Here is a 17,542-nt window from a genome sequence, read left to right as displayed (position 1 = left end):
TTCCAAACCTCCTCTCCGCTGGCCAAATCAAACGCGACCAGCGCCGATCCGTTGGGGATCACCCGATCGAGTCGCCCCGGCGCGATCTGTTGATCTTCCGGGGGGCTGCCACCGACGGGCACGATCACCATCGAATCCAACAGCAACGGTGACGATCCGACGCCGAAGAAATTTTGGACCACGCCATAGTCCTTGTTTGTCGAGACGCTCCATTTCAACGTGCCGTCGGCGAGATTGCGGCAGCACAATTCGCCGTCACAGCCGAACGTGACGATCGATTTGCCGTCACTGGTCGGCGTCCCTCGCGGACCGGTTTCATAACCATACAGGTCTCGGTAATCCAGCGGACGCTCGACCGACCAGATCAAACGGGCATCGTTCAGATCAAACGCCCGCAACCGCTCGACCGTCTGCCGCCCGCCGGACGACTGATCGCTGCGTACGGCGTCGGCGTGGTAGTAGCGTCCGTCGACGACGCAGCCGAGCCCATAGCCATCGCCGACGGGCAGCCGCCAGGCGATCTCCGGCGTCTTGCTCCAATCGAATGCCTTGCCGGATACCTCGGCGACGCCGTCAAAGTGTTTCCCCAACAGACGCGGCCAGTCGGAACCTTCCAGCTCCATCGGCGGGATCGCCGCAGTCGCATCCGGCGTCTCGCCGACGACCTTCGTCGTCGATGGCTGATCGCACGACGCAAAACTACAAAAACAGAACAGCAGCGGAATGGAGGAAAGGATTCGGAACACAGGCTTCATGGGGTTCAATTTCGATCGGTTCGTCGGTTTGATAAACCACCAGTCTAGCAACGAGCGGAAACCAAGTGGGATGGGCTTCCAGCCAAGTCCGCGTCGCAAGCTGGACGCCTTTCCCACGATCATGAGCCGCCCCATCAAGCGGCCGTCAGCCTTTCGCCGATCAGCCCTCTGCCGTCAGCCTTTCGCCACAGCGGTAGCAGTAGACCGCTTCGCCATGGTGTTCGGCGGACGTGCAGCGTGGACACTTCGTTTCGCCGGCGGGTCCTGCGGACTTTTTGGACGTCAGCTCAGCGGTGACAAACCCGCTGGGCACGATGATCAGGCTGTAACCGAGCAGAATCAGCGTGGCGGAGATGAACTTTCCGATCGTGGTCTTGGGGACGATATCGCCATAGCCGACCGTGGTCATCGTCACGATGGCCCAGTACATCGCCTGGGGAATGGAATCGAACTGGCTGGCGATGAACTCCGAATCGTCCGCCGGTGATTCTCCCCGCGTCATCCGCGGAATCACGTTTTCGACGAAGTACATCAACGTGCCGCTGATGGTCACGGCGACCAAGACGACGATTAGGAACACGATGATCTTGTGCCGAGCTTTCCAAATCGCCTGTGACAACTCTTCGGCATCGTCCATCATCCGCCACAGCTTCAGCACGCGGAACGCCCGCAGCAGACGGATGCTGCGGAGGATGACGAAGGAGTTGGCGTCGCTCTCGACGAAAAAGAACCCGATGTAGGTCGGCAAGATACTGAGCAGATCGATCACACCCCAGAAACTGACGGCGTACCGCAGCGGGTGTCGGGCGCAGGCCAGCCGCGCGGTGTACTCGATCGTGAACAGGACGGTCAAGAACCATTCGAACCGCCCCAGGATCAGCCAGTTTCGCTCGGCGACCGAGGGGATCGTTTCGACCGCCACCACCGTGACGCTCAACAAAATCGCCAGCAGCAGTGCGACGTCGAACACCCAACCGGCCGGCGTGTCCGATTCAAAGATGACGTCGTGCATGGTCACGCGCCAGGGCGGACCATCGGGACGTTGCTCGGCTTTTGATCGGCGTCGGCTCATCGGTTACCTGTCGCTGCCTGCGACGGGCGATTGGATGCGACGCGGTGCAGTGACCGCAGCGCCGGCCGATCGAACCGGGTTGGCACCCTGGTCCGACATCACCGCACTGGCTGACATCACGGCACTGGCCGGCATCACGCCGGGTGTCGACACCCTACCGGGGGTCTGACCGGCCAGTGACGGGGCGGTCAGCGGAACATCGATGAACGGCGTGCTGCCTTCGCCGGTCGCGTTGCGATACGTCGCTGCGATCGCGTTGACGCGGTCTTGCAACGAACCGCTGGGCAGTGTGGTTGTTCCGTCAGGCGATGCGGAATGACGCCGAATCGTCGTGGTCACCAGACCGCTGGGACGGGTCGCATGTTGCGCGATCGCATCTTGGTGCCCGCGGTACTGGGGCGACAGATAACTGTTGGCCACGCCGGACTCGTGGTTGGGTTTACGACCGGGCAGAATGACCTTGGTCGGACTACCCTGCACGATCTTGCCTTTGGTGGTTTGGAAGGTGGGAACCAGCGAGACCCGCTTTTCTTCTCCGCCGGCGGCGTCCCACGGAATCCAGATACTGTAGCTGGCGCCGAAATCACTTTGGCTGAAATGCTTGGTGAATTGTTCCGGCGTGAACTTAAACGGTTTGACCTGAGCATCTTTGCCGTCGGCGCCGATTTCGAAACCGTGCACCGTCAGGGTGCCTTCGACGGGAACCGCTTTCGTCTTCTCATCAAAGAAGAACAAGCGTCCGCCGAAACCACGCGTCGGCGTCTTGCCGGTTTGGACCAGCACATCGGGCGACCAGGTCGTCGCCATCTTGACCGGACCGGGATAGGGAGTCGGCGGCTCGTCCTGGCTCTTGGACCAGGGAGCCTTCTTCATCCAACCCGGCGTTTCGAAAAAGTTGGCGAGTTTGGAATCGCCCCGAGTCGCCGGGCTGGTGCATCCGCCGGCGACGAGCGACCCGGCAGCGAGAACGGCGACGGCCAATGCTTTGGTGCTGCGTGCTGTGTGTGACATATCGATTCAGATCGTTCGTGAAGGATCGGGTGGAGAGTGAGTGGTGGATCAACGCAGCGGGCGAGGCTTTCCGCCTGTCGGTTCAGGTTCGACAGGCTGGAAACCTCTCCCACTCTCGTTTCGCTAATGGCGATCGCCTACTGGCTGACCTGGTTGACCCAACCGGCCGGCAGCGTCTGGTCGGCTTCGCTGCCGATCATGCCGGCGGGCATCTGGAACGACGACTGATTCACGTCGGGCCGCGGTGCAGGCAGTGAATCGCTGCGGTTGGCCGGTGCCAGGTTTTCGGTTCCGAAGGTCGGATTCAGAATCGATTCGCCGGCGGGCTGACCGATGACAGGCTTGTTCTGGTCGGTGATGACCCCCGGGGGCAGTTCGCCGACGACGACTTCTCCGTCGATCGTCGGGTGCACGTCGGGGTAGATCGTCGGTCCGATCGCCGGTCCCCACAATCCGTAGCCGCCGCTCAAGCCCACGTCGCCGTGGGCTTCCACCACGTCGGCCAAGCACCAACTCATCCGGCTCGACTCGGTTTGCTTGATGTACTCCAAGTCCTGTTCGCCGGTGACCAGCATCGGCGTCAACACGATCAACGTCTCTCGGCGTTCTTCGGTCTCAAAGTCGTACTTGAATAGGTTGCCCAAGATCGGAATGTTGGACAGGTAAGGGAGACGGCGGCTCCTGTTGGCGCGAAGCTTTTGAATCAGTCCCCCCATGATCACCGTTTGGCCGCTCATGGTCGACAGCGTGACTTGAGCCGTGGTGTCGACAATGTCGTCGATCACAACGGTACCTCCGTCGCCGTCCGGGACGGTCGTCCCGTTGGCGGTATCACGATCGGACCGAGTGATGTTGACTTCCATCAAGATCGTTCCGTCGCTTCCGACACGCGGTCGAATGTTCAGAATCAGACCGACGGTGATGTCTTCGATGTTCTGCGTCACCGTGTTGTTGGTCACCGTGCTGCCACGGAATCGGGCGATCTGTCGTCCGACGTTGATCAGCGACTCCGTGTTGTCGGCCGTCATCAACTGCGGGCGGCTGAGAATCTGTGCCCGACCGGCGTCTTGCAAGGTGCGGAACAACAGACTGACCGAATCGCTGGCGGCATTGAGCACGAATCCACCGTAGCCGATCGCCGGGTTGCTCTGGCCAAGCCCGAACGTCGAGACGGTGCTGGCGGCCAATGCGTTTTGTCCAAAATCATTGGAGTTTGCAACACCCGCGTTGTTGAAATTGAATCCCGGATCGCCTGGGTCGAGCGTGCTGCCGAAAGCGCCGGCGGCTTGACCACGGCTGAACGCCAACGAGTCCTGCAACCCGAGTTCGGTGCCGATCTCAAACGAATCTTCCAAGGACACCTCGGCCAACAGAACCTTGATCAGCACCATCGGGCGGCGACGGTCCAGTCGCTCGATCAACAATCGAACTTCTTCGTACAGTCGCGGTGAAACGCTCAACAGGATGCTGTTAAAGTTTTCTTCGGCGATCGCCACGATGTCGCGATCGAGAAGATCGTACGGGCCGAGGCCTTGCTGGTATTGCTGGATCGTGGTTTGTGATTGTTGACGTTCGTTGACATAGTTGGTGATCGCCGCGGCGACCAACGTCGCTTCGTTGTTCTTCAGCCAAATCACTTCGGTGATTCGTTCGGCGAACCCTTCGCTGTCCAATCGCAGCAAGATGCTTTCGACGACTTCCAAGTCCGATGACGATCCGCTGGCCACGATGCTGTTGGTGCGGATGTCGGTCGAGAAACGTAGCGGCACAAGCGAGCTGTCGGCAGACGCGGTGGCCGAAGGCAATCCGGCGGCGTTTGCACCACCGACGCTGGTTCCACTGGTGGCTGCGTCGGACCCGAACAGGGTCTCCAACGAGGCGGCCAACTGAGCCGCGTCACCGTTTTCGATCGTGAACACCTTCACCAGCGAGTCGATGCCGGGGGCTTTGTCCAATTGACGGATCAGTTCCGCGATCAACGGCATACTCGAGGAAGGGGCGCGAACGACGATCGAATTCGAATTCGTTTCCGCGGTGATCGTGGCTCCGGCCAAGATGCCGGATTCCACCATCCGTCGCTCGTCGCTATCGACCGTCAGAATCGAGAGCGAGGTCGACGGGGCGGTGGCGTCGCCGGCGGTGGCGACTTCGCCGGCCGCAAAGGCGTCTTGAAGCGTGGTGGCCAAGTCTTCGGCAACGGCGTTGTTGAGCTGAAAGACTCGCAACTCACTGGTCGCCGGAGTCTTTTCGACATCGAGTTCATTGATCAACCGAGTCACCTCGGTCATGTCACGCGGCGCGGCGCTGACGATCAGCGAATTGGTTCGATAGTCGGCCGAGATTCGAACACGCGGTCCCAAGCCGTTGCGAACGTCTTCTTCGATCCCGGGACGATTGCTGAAGAAGGTCAAAATCGCATCCTGGGCATCCACGGCCGAGGCGTTCTGAAGCCGGAACACACGCAGGCGGCTGGCTTCTTCCACCGGCTGGTCGATCTTCTTGATCAAGTCTTCCAGCGACGCGATCGCTTCGGCGCGACCGATCAACAACAATGCATTGGGGCTGTCCAGCGAAGTGATGCTGACGTCGCCTTGGCGCGTCGACAACACGTCGTCGTAAAGCTGCGTGAGCAACTCGGCCACCGCGTTGGCATCGGCATGCTGAAGGGCAACGACCTTCGAATCGGGTTGGGTCAGTTGGGCTTTGGATTCGATCTCCTTGATCAATTCCATCACGCGTTGAACGTCTCGGGTCGCACCCTTGACGATGATCTGGCCCAGTTCGGGTACGTATTCGATTTGCACATCACCCAGCGGACCGGCCCCTTCGACGGCGGCTTCAACGTCGGCGGGCAATCCGCCCTGGTCACCCGCACCCGGTGCACTGCCCTGATCGGCTTGCATCACCGCGTTGCGAAACACACCGGGGTTGGAAGGGGACATCCCATCGCCGCGGAGTGCGCGGAGCAATCGCATGGTGCGTTGCACCGGTGCCATGTCGGCTTGTTGCAATCGGTGCACCTGGGTGACGTCGTCGTAGCGATTGGGCACTCGGTCGAGGGCACGAATCATTTTTTCCCAACCGGGGATGGCGGGATCGGGTGCCCGGACGGTGACTTGGTTTTGCCGGCGGTCGACTTCGACCAACGTCCCCTGCATCGGCGGCACGTTCATTTGGAACGTCACCTGGTTGCCGTTGTTGCGGGTCGTCATCGGAACATCTTGTCCGGCGGCCTGCTTCAAGTCGCGTTCGAATTCGCGCCAGGAGATGTTCTGCAGTCGCACGCTGACGGGGCTGGCGGTCACCGAGGATGCTTGGCGAACCGCGCCGGCGACGAGTGTTTTGACTTGCGATGCGATCACCGCCTGGGTCTTGGCCGGCGCCATGATCACCAATTGGCTGTTTGCCGGGTCGGGAGAAATCGTGACGCCCGGTAAATCTTGATACCGTAGACTGAGCGTCGTCGCGATCGCGTCGGCGTGGGCGGCCGGTACGGCCAGTTTGCGCAACTGCGGGGAATCGCCGATCGAAGTCGCCGGAGTCGTCGCGGCAACCGTCCGAACCATCGAGTTGGCAGCCCCGTGGGTCGCTCCCTGCACCGACCGCTGCACATACCGCTGGTAGGCTTCGGCGTCCATCGAGGGCATTCGGGATGGCGCGGTGCCGGTGACACCTCCGGGTGGAGGAAGTTGTGGCGATTGGGCACAAGCGGTCGAAACAGCAATCGCCGCGACCAGCTTCAGACTCATCGCTCGCCTGAGACCGACGGCGACGGGGGTGACAACGGTTTTCAAACGGTGCACGGGCAACACCTTTAGGCGTACATAGGTCAACGGCAAACAGAACGGAACTCCAAGAGCGCTTCCTCCGCTCATCCCTGGTGATCGTCGTGCCCCTTGCATCCCCTACAGTCAAACTGACCGCGATACTGGTAGCGAATCCGTCTATCAGGCATGATTGCCACAACAAGTAACGAACCCAAAGTCTCGGCAAGCCTGGCAATCTATTCCGATCCGGAAAGACATTCACCCGGCATCAAACCTCCCAATCGTCCCATTTCACTGAACCATCCGGTCACGATGATCACCCTTGGCGGCCAAATCCTGCAGTCCCAGCCCGACGGGCATGCCACGATCCGACCGGGAGTCGTCGAGATTTCCGACGACCGAATCGTCGGCGTCGAATTCGGAAACGTGTCGAGCCGGGTCGATCACGGTGATCCCGAGACGCTGATTTGCCCCGGATTCATCGACACCCACCTTCATCTGCCCCAATTTGACGCCATCGGTGTGGCCGGATTGCGTTTGTTGCCCTGGCTGCAGGAAGTGATTTTCCCCGCCGAACAACGTTGGAACGATCTCGATTTTGCTCAATCGATGATCGATCGGGTGGCGCGGCAGTGCCTGGCGGTGGGAACCACGGGCGTTTGTGCCTACGCGACCGTGGCCCATGACGCCACGATGGCCGCTTTGAAAGCATTTCGTGAGATTGGATTTCGCGGCGTGGTCGGCCAAGTGATGATGGACCGGGACGCGCCGCCGGAACTATTGCGTCCGCCGCAGCAGTTGGCCGACGAGGTCGCTCGCACGCTGGAACAGTTTCCGGCCGACCAACGGATGGCGGCCGCCGTCACACCCCGCTTTGCACTCTCCTGCAGCGAGCGTCTGATGGAGCATGCCGGCAGACTGGCGGCATCGCACCGAGCCGTCATTCAAACCCATTTGGCGGAAACGCTCGCCGAATGCGACGCCGTTGCCCAGCGTTTTGGCGGCAGAGACTATCTTGACGTCTACGCCGCCGCCGGACTGGCGACGCGACGCAGCATTTTCGGCCATGGCATCTACCTCGATTCGGCGTCACAAACGCGTCTGGCACGGCAAGGCGGCACCATCGCCCATTGTCCGACGGCCAATTCCTTTCTCGGCAGCGGGCTGATGAACCGTCATTCGCACCTTTCGCATGGAATCACGTTGACACTCGGCAGCGACATCGGCGCCGGGTTTGAGCGGAGCATGGTTCGCGTCGGCCGCGCGATGATTGAAACGGCGGTCCGGGTTTCGATGAACGCGGGGCGTGGAGTCGATGATTCGGCGTGGATCCCGACCGCGGCCCAGGCTTGGCACCAAATCACCGCGGGCAATGCCGATGCCTTGGGTTGGACCGATGTCGGTCGCGTCGCCGTCGGTTGCTCCGCCGATTTGCTAGTCATTCGGCCCGACGTTCCCTGGCGAGACTCTCCCCAGCCGTTGTCGACGTTGATGTTTGCCTGGGACGACCGCTGGCTCGAGACCACGATCCTGCGAGGTCGAATCCGATATGCTTCGGCATCCTCCAATGGATCCTCCGCACCATGATCTTGCACATCGACATGGACGCCTTTTACGCGTCGATCGAACAACGCGATCACCCGGAACTGAAGGGTCAACCGGTGGTCGTCGGGGGCAGCAAGACGGGGCGCGGCGTGGTGGCAGCGGCCAGCTATGAAGCCCGCGAGTACGGCATCCACAGCGCGATGCCGGGCCGTCGTGCCGCCGAACTTTGTCCGCATGCGGTCTTCATCCGCGGCCGGATGTCTCATTATGTCGACGTCGGTCGACAGGTTCGTGAGATCTTTGGGCGGTTCACGCCGGTCATCCAACCGTTGTCACTCGATGAAGCGTTTCTAGATGTTTCCGGCACCGAGCGTTTACATGGTGATGCCGAAACGATCGGGCGTCGGATCAAGGATGCGATTCAAGACGAACTGCAACTGACTGCCAGCGTCGGCATCGCGCCACGAAAATTCGTCGCCAAGATTGCCAGCGACCTGGATAAACCGAACGGGTTTGTCGTCGTCGGCGAGTCGGAATTGACGGCGTTCCTGGACCCGCTGCCGGTTGAAAAGCTTTGGGGCGTGGGCTCGGTCGGGCGGCATCGGCTGCATCGCTTGGGACTGAAAACGATCCGCGACATCCGCCGCTACGATCCCACGCTCTTGGTGTCCCATCTCGGTGATTGGGGAGACCATCTCTGGAAATTGGCCAACGGCATCGACGCCCGTGCCGTCGTGCCGGACCGCCACGCCAAACAAATCAGCCACGAGCGAACATTCACAGACGACCAGACCGATGCCGAACTGCTGCACGCCGTGCTCTGTTTCCTGTGCGAACAGACGACGATGCGGTTGCGCACCAGCAAACAAAAGACGGCCACGATCACGCTGAAATACCGTCGAGAAGACTTCAAGACGTTCACGAAATCACGGAGCACCGGATCACCGACCGACCGGACGGGTGACGTGATCCAAATCGCCTCGGAGTTGCTCGATCAAATGCGACACAGCGAGCCGCGTGCGGTGCGGCTGCTGGGGGTGTCACTCGGATCGCTGGTCGCCTCGGACCGACCGGTGCAGCTTTCCTTGTTCGACGATCCCCGGCAACAGCAAGCCGAACGAAAGGTCGACCAAGTCGTCGATCAGCTCTCGCAACAGCTGGGCGCCAAAACGGTGTACCGTGCGGCCAGCCATCGCTGGCGAAACCGCCAATAAAAAAACGGCCGTCTTGCATCGGCAGAGACGGCCGTTTTGGGTTCAATGGTTCGACGTCAGGGTCAAACCAAGTTCTTTCGCACGGCCCAAACCGCTGCTTGCGTACGGTCGGTCACGCCGATCTTGCGCAAGATGTGCTGGACGTGTTCCTTGACCGTTTCGTAGCTGATGCCGAGCATCTTGGCGATTTCTTTATTGGTCAAGCCTTGGGCCATCTGACGAAGCACTTCGCTTTCGCGATGCGTCAACGGAACGTCCAATTCTTGGCTCAATCGCGGCGTCGCCAGGGCACCGGTGACGCGTCGCAATTCTTCGCGCGTCCATGCCGATTCACCGCTTGCAGCCGTGTTCAAAGCATCGATCAATCGGTCACGCGGTGCCGATTTGAGCACGTAACCGGCTGCCCCGAGGGCGACCGCACGGGCGATGTAAGTCGGATTGTCATAAGCCGAATAAAGAACGATCGGCAGATCGGGATGATCCAGTTTCAATCGTCCCAGCGTGTTCAGGCCATCGCCGCCGTCCATGCGAATGTCCATCAGCACACAATCCGGCACCGATCGCTCCACGGCCGCCAATGCTTCTGCCGCGTTACAGGCTTCTTCGGCAACGACCAAATCGGTCCCTTCCAACATCGCCTTCAGGCCCATCCGAATGACCAAATGGTCGTCGACAACTAATAGATTCTTACTCATAGAATCTCCTTTCTGATTCCAGGGGTTTGGGTTCTCTCTACCCTGCGAACACTACCACTTACTTCAGTAGGGGGAATTCGATTCGCGGGGCAAGAAATGTGAAATTACAAATGCTTGGGCGCTTTTGGTTGTTGTCCAACCACACCCCTTTCTCTTTTGCTGCTCGTCTCGCCTGCCCAAGGCTGGCGAACCGAACAACGTCCTGACCACTCGGCATCCTGCCACATCGTCGTCCTGTGTCGTTCGTTCCTGCCGGAACGTTCGTCTACTAAAACAACAATGTCGACTTGCAGCCATTCACCGCCCCCACACCACCAGTTTGGAACTCGATCCGTCCTGGAGCGTGTTTTGCTACTAATTTCGAGTGGCTGGGAGTATGACCGATATTCGCACACAGAAATAGATACTGTCACTACGTCTGGACGGTCTTGTCACACCCCAAGGGGGAGCAAGTTGGCGAGGAATGTCACCGAAGTACTCAAAAATCGCCAAATGCCCGCTCTTTTCTCGAAAACATGTCAATCTGGTGAATCAAAAAATCCGTGCTGACGGGGCTCCGCCGGCTAAACCTGCCAAAAATGCTCACTGAGCGGCTCCATGACACCTCGCGAGAGGCCCCAATGGTTTGTTGCTACCTCATTCTACGGGTGTGACAAGTGAATTCCCAATCGAAATCTCGCGTGATCGCGAGTTTTGCGGGCATTACTCCCCCCCCTTTCACCTTCCCACAATTCGCGCCAGTTGCTCCTTTAATGCGACCGCAAACGTCCTCCCCGCGCCGGAAGAGGGGATCAAATCGCGGAACTCGAACCGGCCAGCCGGCCGCCCATTGAAATCACAGCCCAGCGGGGTGAAGTTCAGCCCCCGCTTGTCCGCCAACCGCATGGCCCTGGACAGATGGACGGCAGAGGTGACCAGCCCGATCGAGGGGCCGCCCGCCTGAGGGCCCGCACTGAATTGGTCCCTCGTCGCCCCGACAAGCTGCAGCCACTGATCCGGCGGATCCTCAAAAAAGGCTTTCAAATTCACCATTTCCGCATCGGTGTTGACACCCGGCACCTCAAAAATGACGTGGTCGGGAACACCGATGGACGTCAACAATTCACGCCCGATCAGCGACGGATCCCGGGCATCACCGGTTGCCGTTCCGGTGCTGATCAGCGTTTTCGTCTTGCCCGCATGCCAGAGCTGGGCGGCGAACAACAGCCGCTGTCCGTCGTGGCCGAGCTGGGGCACCTCGAAGCGATTGTCGGCGGCGTAGCCACCGAGCAAGACCACCGCATCCAGCGTCGACTCCAGATTCGCTGCCGGATCGGACGCCGCAGGATATTCCAGCGAACGCAAGCATCGGCCGGCGACCGAGCCATTGAACACAATCCCCACAGTCAACCAGGCGAGTGCAAACAGGGTCGCCAGCGGGACACGTCTGCGGATGAAGCATGCGATCGTACCGGCGAACAACAGCAACCAAATCAACGCGATCGGCATCGCGAGACTGGTCGCGGCGCGCTCGGCCGGAGACCTGCCTGCTTGAATGCCGGTCAAGGCGACCAGCGAAACCGCCAGCAATCCCGCCGCAAGGATTCCGACGACGAGCGCCTTGCCGATCCCCCGACGCTCAAGCGACCGCTCGTGTTGATGACTGGGAACCTCAAGAGACTCCATCGTTGGTAGTGTTTCCTTGCACAGAAAGTTGAAAGATGTCGACCAACGACGTTACCCCAATCCGACGTTCAGCCTGTCGCCCGGGGGAAGTATACCTGCTGCATCCTGCTCGAGTCGCCAATCTCATGATTGCCTCAACCATACGATAGGAATAGACCGGTGACGGACCAATCGTCGGACCAACCGGCCATCTCAGGTTCTGTCCCCCCGTCGAGGAGATCATCATGCGTTGGAGAGGTAGAGCACGAAGCACCAATGTCGAAGACCGTCGTGGATCGGGAGGTCGTGTGGCTGCAGCGGGCGGCGGGCTCGGAGTCATCGTCGTCGCCGTGGTGATCATGCTTCTGGGTGGAAATCCGCAGCAGTTTTTGCAGCAGCAACAGCAGGCGGCACAACAAGGCGGCGCCGTTCCCGGAGGTGGCGCGGCAGCCCTGGACCAGCTTCCTCGTGAAGAAATTGAGCGAGGCGAACTGTCGAAGGTTGTCTTGAAAGACACCGAAGATGTCTGGACCGAATTGTTCGCGGCAAGCGGTCAGCGGTATCGACCACCCATCCTGGTATTGTTTTCCGGACACACCACCTCGGCATGCGGCGGTGCGTCGGCGGCAACCGGCCCGTTCTATTGCCCAGCCGATGAACGCGTCTATTTGGACACGTCATTTTTCGTCCAGTTGGATCGGCAGCTCGGCGCCCCTGGCGATTTCGCACAAGCCTACGTGATCGCTCACGAAGTCGGCCACCACGTCCAGAACCTGACCGGCAAAACAGACTATGTCGAACAGATCCGACGCACACGAAGCAGAGCCGAAGCGAACGAAGCCTCGGTGCGTCTGGAGCTGCAAGCGGACTTCTACGCCGGTGTCGTGTTGCATCACACCCAAAGGACAAAGCAAATCATTGAACCGGGCGACGTCGAGGAGGCACTCCGCGCCGCAGCGGCGATCGGGGACGACCGTTTGCAAAAGCAGAGTCAAGGTTACGCGGTCCCCGAATCCTTTACTCACGGAACGAGTGAACAACGGCTGCGCTGGTTCAGGAGAGGACTGGAAACCGGCGACTTCAGCCAGGGCGATACTTTCAGCGTGCGTGAACTGTGATCGGTAGCCGCCCATCACGTCGACGGATCGGGCTGCATTTCCGATCCACGGGCCGGGAGATCGGAATCACCAAGCCCGTTCGGGTGACGATTTTTTTCAGCGGCCGGTTATACTGACCGCTCCAGTGCGTTCGTCTTCGTCGTTCTGATTCAGCCCACCGTACCCACCGGCGGACGGTCAGGTGTGGTTTTTGACTCGGATTTCCGCCCCCGATTTCCTATCTCAGGTCCCCCATGAGACGTCTCGGCTATCTCTCGGCATCGCTCTTTGTCTTTCTGGCGGCATGCCCGCTGTTTACCGCGTCCCCGATCGCAGCGGCAGACGCCCCGGCACTGCAGCTGCGCGAGGGAATCAAACTGGCACTGGTCGGCAATTCGCTCGGCGAGCGGATGAACCTGTACGGGAACTTTGAAACCCGACTGCAATTGCGGCATGCGGGAACAAACATCCGGTTCCGTAATTTCTGTTGGCCGGCCGATGAGGTCGGCAACCGCCAGCGACCGGGCAGCTACACCAAGATCGACGACCCGCTGGCCGTCTTCGGCCCCGAGGCCTACCTGTGTTTCTTCGGCGCCAACGAATCCTACGCCGGCACGGACGACGCGACCGTCGCCGCCTTTGTCGCTGCCTACCGCGACTACTTGGCCCAGATGAACGCGACGTATTCCGGCGGCAAAGCACAATTCGTGCTCATCAGCCCGATCGCGTTTGAATCCACCGGCCATCCCCTGCATCCCGATGCCGGCGAGCGGAACGCGGCGCTGAAGATCTACCGCGACGCCATCGAGAAACTCGCTGCCGAAGAAAACCTGCCGTTTATCGACCTGTTCAGCGAATCCAAAGCGGCCTTTGATGCCGAACCGGGAACCCAATACACGATCAACGGGCTGCATCTGAACGAACGCGGTGACCGTTGGGTGTCGCAATTGCTCGATCGCGCGCTGTTCCGTGATTCGCAGTTCAGTGATTCGCAATCGTTTGATGACGACCGGTTCCAATTGGTGCAAAAGTGGGTCAACGACAAATCGTGGCTGCACCTGCAAGACTACCGGATGCTCAACGGCTGGTACGTTTACGGCGGTCGACGCACCTGGGACACCGAGACCTTCCCGAGCGAATACCGCAAGATTCGAGAGATGGTCGCGGTACGAGATCAGTACATTTGGGATCTGGCCCAGGGCAACCCCGTCGCCGACCGGCCAGACGATTCCGGCACCGGTGAGGTCGTCATCCCCGAGACGATGTTCGGAACGCGAGACGAGAACTTTCGCAAGATGCGAGAACCGCAGGAACTCGTTTATCCGACGCCCGAAGAATCGATCGACATGATGACGGTCCCGGACGGGATGGAAGTCCAACTATTCGCGTCCGAACGTGAATTCCCCGAGCTGGCCAATCCCAATCAAATCGCCTTCGACGCCAAGGGCCGCTTGTGGGTCTCGTGCATGGCCAACTACCCGCAATGGCAACCCGGCGCGGCGCCGCCGAACGACCGGCTGTTGATCTTCGAAGACACCGACGGCGATGGCAAAGCCGACGTCTGCAAAACGTTCTACGACAAACTGATCTGCCCGACCGGATTCGAGTTCTATGACGGCGGCGTTCTGGTGGTGGACGAACCGCGGATCCTGTTTCTCAAGGACAACGACGGTGATGACCAGGCCGATGAAGTGATTCAATTGATCGACGGCATCGCCACCGACGACACGCACCACACCATGGGCGCCTGGGAGTTTTCTCACGGCGGCCAGCTGCACATGCTCGAAGGCGTCTCGTTATCGACCACGCTGGAAACGCCCTGGGGCCCGTTCCGCAACAAAAGCACCGCCGGTGCCTACGTGTTCGATCCGATCTCGCAACGCGTCCTCCACTATCGCACACCGGGCTACGGCAATCCCTGGTGCCTGGTCTTTGACGAGTGGGGCAACGGGATCGTCGGCGACGGGACGAACGCGAAACAACATTGGATCGCCCCCTTGGCCGGCAAAGAGGTCGACACCCGCAAGACGCTGCGACCGGTCTTTGATAACGAGGGCATGCGTCCGGCGGTCGGCAACGAGTTCCTGTTGTCACGACATCTGCCCGACGAGATGCAGGGACAATTCATTTATGCCTGCGTGATCAACATGCACGGCATGCCGCGATTCAATCTTCGTTACGAGAGCGACGGCGCGGGCTACGAGGGCGAACGGGTCGCCGACCTGCTGGCCTCAACCGACATGATCTTTCGCCCCGTCGATCCCAAAATCGGACCCGATGGAGCGGTTTGGTTCGGCGACTGGTGCAACGCGTTGATCGGTCACATGCAGTACTCGCAACGGGACCCCAACCGAGACCACACGCACGGCCGTGTCTATCGTCTGGTCAACAAGAACAAACCGCTGTTACCGATCGTCGATTTGACCGAACTGAGCGAAGCGGAATTGCTTGATCAGCTGTTGGTGCCGGAACTGCGCACCCGCTATCGCGTGCGACGCGTCTTGCGCGACCGCCCGCAAGACAAGGTGTTTGCAGCACTCGCGAACTGGATCGCCGACACGGAGGATCCGCGACGGCTGTGCGAAGCGATGTGGATTCAAGAGAGCTTTCGAAGCGTCGACACGGATTTGATCGACCGCGTCTTGGCATCGGACGACTATCGAGCCCGCGCCGCGGCCATCCATACCGTCACCAACGAAATGCTGCGGATCGATGCCGCCCACGACTATCTGGCAGCCGCAACCTCCGATCCGCACCCGCGTGTTCGACTGGAAGCCCTGCGTGGAATCAGCTTCCTGGAAACCCCCGACGCGACCGAATTGGCGTTGGCGGTGACCGATCATCCGGTCGACTACTGGATCGATTACACGCTCGAACACACCTTGTACGCGCTGGAGCCGGCCTGGTCGGAAGCTCAAAAATCCGACAACTTTCTGGCGAACAGTTCCGAGCAAGCCAAGAACTACTTCTTGCGATTTCAACGCATGGCCGGCCCAGGCGGCGCGGCCGTCATTCCACTTGAAATCGCCGACGACGTCGATGCATCCGAAGCGGACCGAAACGCGGCCATCAAGACCCTGGCCGGGCTGCGCGGTGGAAACGCCGGCCGCGGGGAAGACGTGTTCAAACAAGTCTGCTCGGCCTGTCACCAGATCGGCGACCTGGGCAAGAAGTTCGGACCGGACCTGTCCGATATCGGATCGCGGTTCGACAAAGAAAAAATCATCCGCTCGATCGTGATGCCCAATGCCGAGATCAGCAAAGGCTACGAGACGGTCAATATCCTGACCGTCGACGGCGATACCTTCAACGGATTCGTGATCGCAAAAACCGATGACACCCTTTCGCTGGGGATCGCCAACGGCAAACAGGTCGATATCCCCCTGGACGACATCGAAATCGAAAAACCGATGAAGGCCAGCTCGATGCCCGAAGGATTGGTCAAACAAATCGCGCCGATCCAAGTGTTGGACCTGCTCGCTTACCTGTCCTCGCAACGCGCGATCAGCAAGGTGTCACAGCGGGGCGGATGGACGAGTGCCAAGTACCGCACCGAGCCGAAACTGCGGTCGCACAACGGCGTGTCGGAAATCTCTCATGATGCGGCGATCAAGCTGGGACAGAATTTCGGCAACGGCACTTGGAACTCCGACCCCCACCTGTTGTTGACTCCCGTCGGCCGCGAGGGATTCGATTTCGCCTTCCACAGCGACCACGACGTGCAGTCGCCATACGTCACCATTCGGCTGAAGGAACCCGCGACGCTCAAACACCTGTTGCTGCGAAACCGATTGTCCCAGCAGTTCTACTCCCGAGCCGAAGGGCTGACGGTCTGGGTCAGCATGGATGGCCAGTCGTACGAACAGGTTTGGAAAGCCGACAAACTCAAGGGCGAGTGGATGATCGATTTCCCCGCAGGCACGAAGGGGCAGTACATCCGGATCGGACTGGACGGCAAAGGAACCTTCCACCTGTATCAGGCCGTCGTCTTCGGCGAGTGAATCAGATCCCGGCGGTCTGGAAGTGGTTCGACAGGAAAATGGGTGACAAGAAAATGACCCGGATCCGGTGCCGGTTTGGTCAGACACTTCGATGCTTTTTTCCGACAATTCTCGCTGAACGCCACCCTATTTCATTCATCACGCCCGTTGGACGACGAGAAATCGGTCAAAAAATTTGGTGGTCAGAAAATGAAGAGTTCCGTCAGGGGGAGGCGGAGGTATCCGTCGGGAACCCCAACGCGACAGTGAATCGACCACTGAGGTTCCGCACGGCCTATGTGGTTGATTCTCATTGATTCACTCGTACACGTGTGCAGTGCCGCTATTCTTATTTTTTGACCAACCAATTTTTTGACCAACCTTCTTGTCCATCGCATCGCGACGAACAACGCCGATCGGTCTCAGGGACGTCTCAGAATCTGTCGAGCGGAACTGAATTTCCGCAGTCGGGGTTCGTGGTGATTAGCGAGGAGTAACTATTTTCCTGTCATTTTATTTTCTTGTCTCGTTGTTTACGCTGGTTTTTTTCAGCCCGCCTTCTTCTGCCGACCCAGGCCGGCGGTGATGGGAGAACGCCGGAATGTGATGCACAGCATCACCGACACAGCTCCGCCAACATCACCGACACAGCTCGGCCAACGCGTTGAACAAACATCCCAACTCCTCCGTCGTCGTCGTTTCACCGCAACTGATCCGCACGGTTCCATCGGGCGGCGAATCGATGGCCTGGTGGATCAACGC

General features: G+C 59.8%; 9 protein-coding genes and 1 pseudogene. 4 read left to right on the top strand and 6 right to left on the bottom strand.

All coding sequences use genetic code 11. The features are described 5' to 3' along the window. The 4 genes and pseudogenes from ABX749_RS03000 to ABX749_RS02985 all read right to left on the bottom strand — a co-directional run. Positions 1–755, bottom strand: a pseudogene (locus ABX749_RS03000) (hypothetical protein); the annotation flags it as partial. A gap of 160 nt (positions 756–915) precedes the next feature. Next, positions 916–1,827, bottom strand: coding sequence for an ion transporter (locus ABX749_RS02995; RefSeq protein ID WP_372894694.1), 912 nt, complete (start codon positions 1,825–1,827; stop codon positions 916–918). A 3-nt stretch (positions 1,828–1,830) separates the two neighbouring features. Then, positions 1,831–2,838, bottom strand: coding sequence for a hypothetical protein (locus tag ABX749_RS02990; RefSeq protein ID WP_372894693.1), 1,008 nt, complete (start codon positions 2,836–2,838; stop codon positions 1,831–1,833). A gap of 137 nt (positions 2,839–2,975) precedes the next feature. After that, positions 2,976–6,587 carry a secretin N-terminal domain-containing protein gene (locus ABX749_RS02985; RefSeq protein ID WP_372894692.1) on the bottom strand — a complete coding sequence of 1,204 codons (3,612 nt, stop codon included), beginning with the start codon at positions 6,585–6,587 and terminating at the stop codon, positions 2,976–2,978. A 204-nt stretch (positions 6,588–6,791) separates the two neighbouring features. Here ABX749_RS02985 and ABX749_RS02980 point away from each other — a divergent pair, with 204 nt between their 5' ends. Both ABX749_RS02980 and dinB read left to right on the top strand, forming a co-directional pair. Further along, positions 6,792–8,192 (top strand): amidohydrolase family protein, encoded by a 1,401-nt coding sequence (locus ABX749_RS02980; RefSeq protein ID WP_372894691.1) that lies wholly within the window; start codon positions 6,792–6,794, stop codon positions 8,190–8,192. Next, positions 8,189–9,364, top strand: a complete 1,176-nt coding sequence (gene dinB / locus ABX749_RS02975) for a DNA polymerase IV (RefSeq protein ID WP_372894689.1) — start codon at positions 8,189–8,191, stop codon at positions 9,362–9,364. Before ABX749_RS02980 ends, dinB begins: the two co-directional genes overlap by 4 nt. A gap of 62 nt (positions 9,365–9,426) precedes the next feature. On the opposite strand, the gene ABX749_RS02970 is transcribed toward dinB, so the two are convergent. Both ABX749_RS02970 and ABX749_RS02965 read right to left on the bottom strand, forming a co-directional pair. After that, complete coding sequence (locus ABX749_RS02970; protein WP_095741090.1) at positions 9,427–10,059, bottom strand: response regulator transcription factor; 633 nt, start codon at positions 10,057–10,059, stop codon at positions 9,427–9,429. A gap of 717 nt (positions 10,060–10,776) precedes the next feature. Then, on the bottom strand, positions 10,777–11,724 hold the full coding sequence (locus tag ABX749_RS02965; RefSeq protein ID WP_372894688.1) for a YdcF family protein: 948 nt from the start codon (positions 11,722–11,724) through the stop codon (positions 10,777–10,779). A 224-nt stretch (positions 11,725–11,948) separates the two neighbouring features. On the opposite strand from ABX749_RS02965, the gene ABX749_RS02960 reads away from it, so the two are divergent. Further along, positions 11,949–12,821 carry a neutral zinc metallopeptidase gene (locus tag ABX749_RS02960; RefSeq protein ID WP_372894687.1) on the top strand — a complete coding sequence of 291 codons (873 nt, stop codon included), beginning with the start codon at positions 11,949–11,951 and terminating at the stop codon, positions 12,819–12,821. Between the two features lie 233 nt (positions 12,822–13,054). After that, complete coding sequence (locus ABX749_RS02955; protein WP_372894686.1) at positions 13,055–16,801, top strand: PVC-type heme-binding CxxCH protein; 3,747 nt, start codon at positions 13,055–13,057, stop codon at positions 16,799–16,801. The last annotated feature ends 741 nt before the right edge of the window (positions 16,802–17,542 follow it).

This window comes from Stieleria sp., assembly GCF_041595215.1.
Classification (GTDB): Bacteria; Planctomycetota; Planctomycetia; order Pirellulales; family Pirellulaceae; genus Stieleria; species Stieleria magnilauensis.
The sequence above is the reverse complement of the archived record's forward strand: the minus strand, read 5'-3'. Positions and strand labels throughout refer to the sequence as shown.

What these genes read in the sequence shown, in the direction of transcription:
- ABX749_RS02995 (WP_372894694.1), bottom strand. Translation starts at nt 1,827, where the DNA reads ATGAGCCGACGCCGATCAAAAGCCGAGCAACGTCCCGATGGTCCGCCC.
- ABX749_RS02990 (WP_372894693.1), bottom strand. Translation starts at nt 2,838, where the DNA reads ATGTCACACACAGCACGCAGCACCAAAGCATTGGCCGTCGCCGTTCTC.
- ABX749_RS02985 (WP_372894692.1), bottom strand. Translation starts at nt 6,587, where the DNA reads ATGAGTCTGAAGCTGGTCGCGGCGATTGCTGTTTCGACCGCTTGTGCC.
- ABX749_RS02980 (WP_372894691.1), top strand. Translation starts at nt 6,792, where the DNA reads ATGATTGCCACAACAAGTAACGAACCCAAAGTCTCGGCAAGCCTGGCA.
- dinB (WP_372894689.1), top strand. Translation starts at nt 8,189, where the DNA reads ATGATCTTGCACATCGACATGGACGCCTTTTACGCGTCGATCGAACAA.
- ABX749_RS02970 (WP_095741090.1), bottom strand. Translation starts at nt 10,059, where the DNA reads ATGAGTAAGAATCTATTAGTTGTCGACGACCATTTGGTCATTCGGATG.
- ABX749_RS02965 (WP_372894688.1), bottom strand. Translation starts at nt 11,724, where the DNA reads ATGGAGTCTCTTGAGGTTCCCAGTCATCAACACGAGCGGTCGCTTGAG.
- ABX749_RS02960 (WP_372894687.1), top strand. Translation starts at nt 11,949, where the DNA reads ATGCGTTGGAGAGGTAGAGCACGAAGCACCAATGTCGAAGACCGTCGT.
- ABX749_RS02955 (WP_372894686.1), top strand. Translation starts at nt 13,055, where the DNA reads ATGAGACGTCTCGGCTATCTCTCGGCATCGCTCTTTGTCTTTCTGGCG.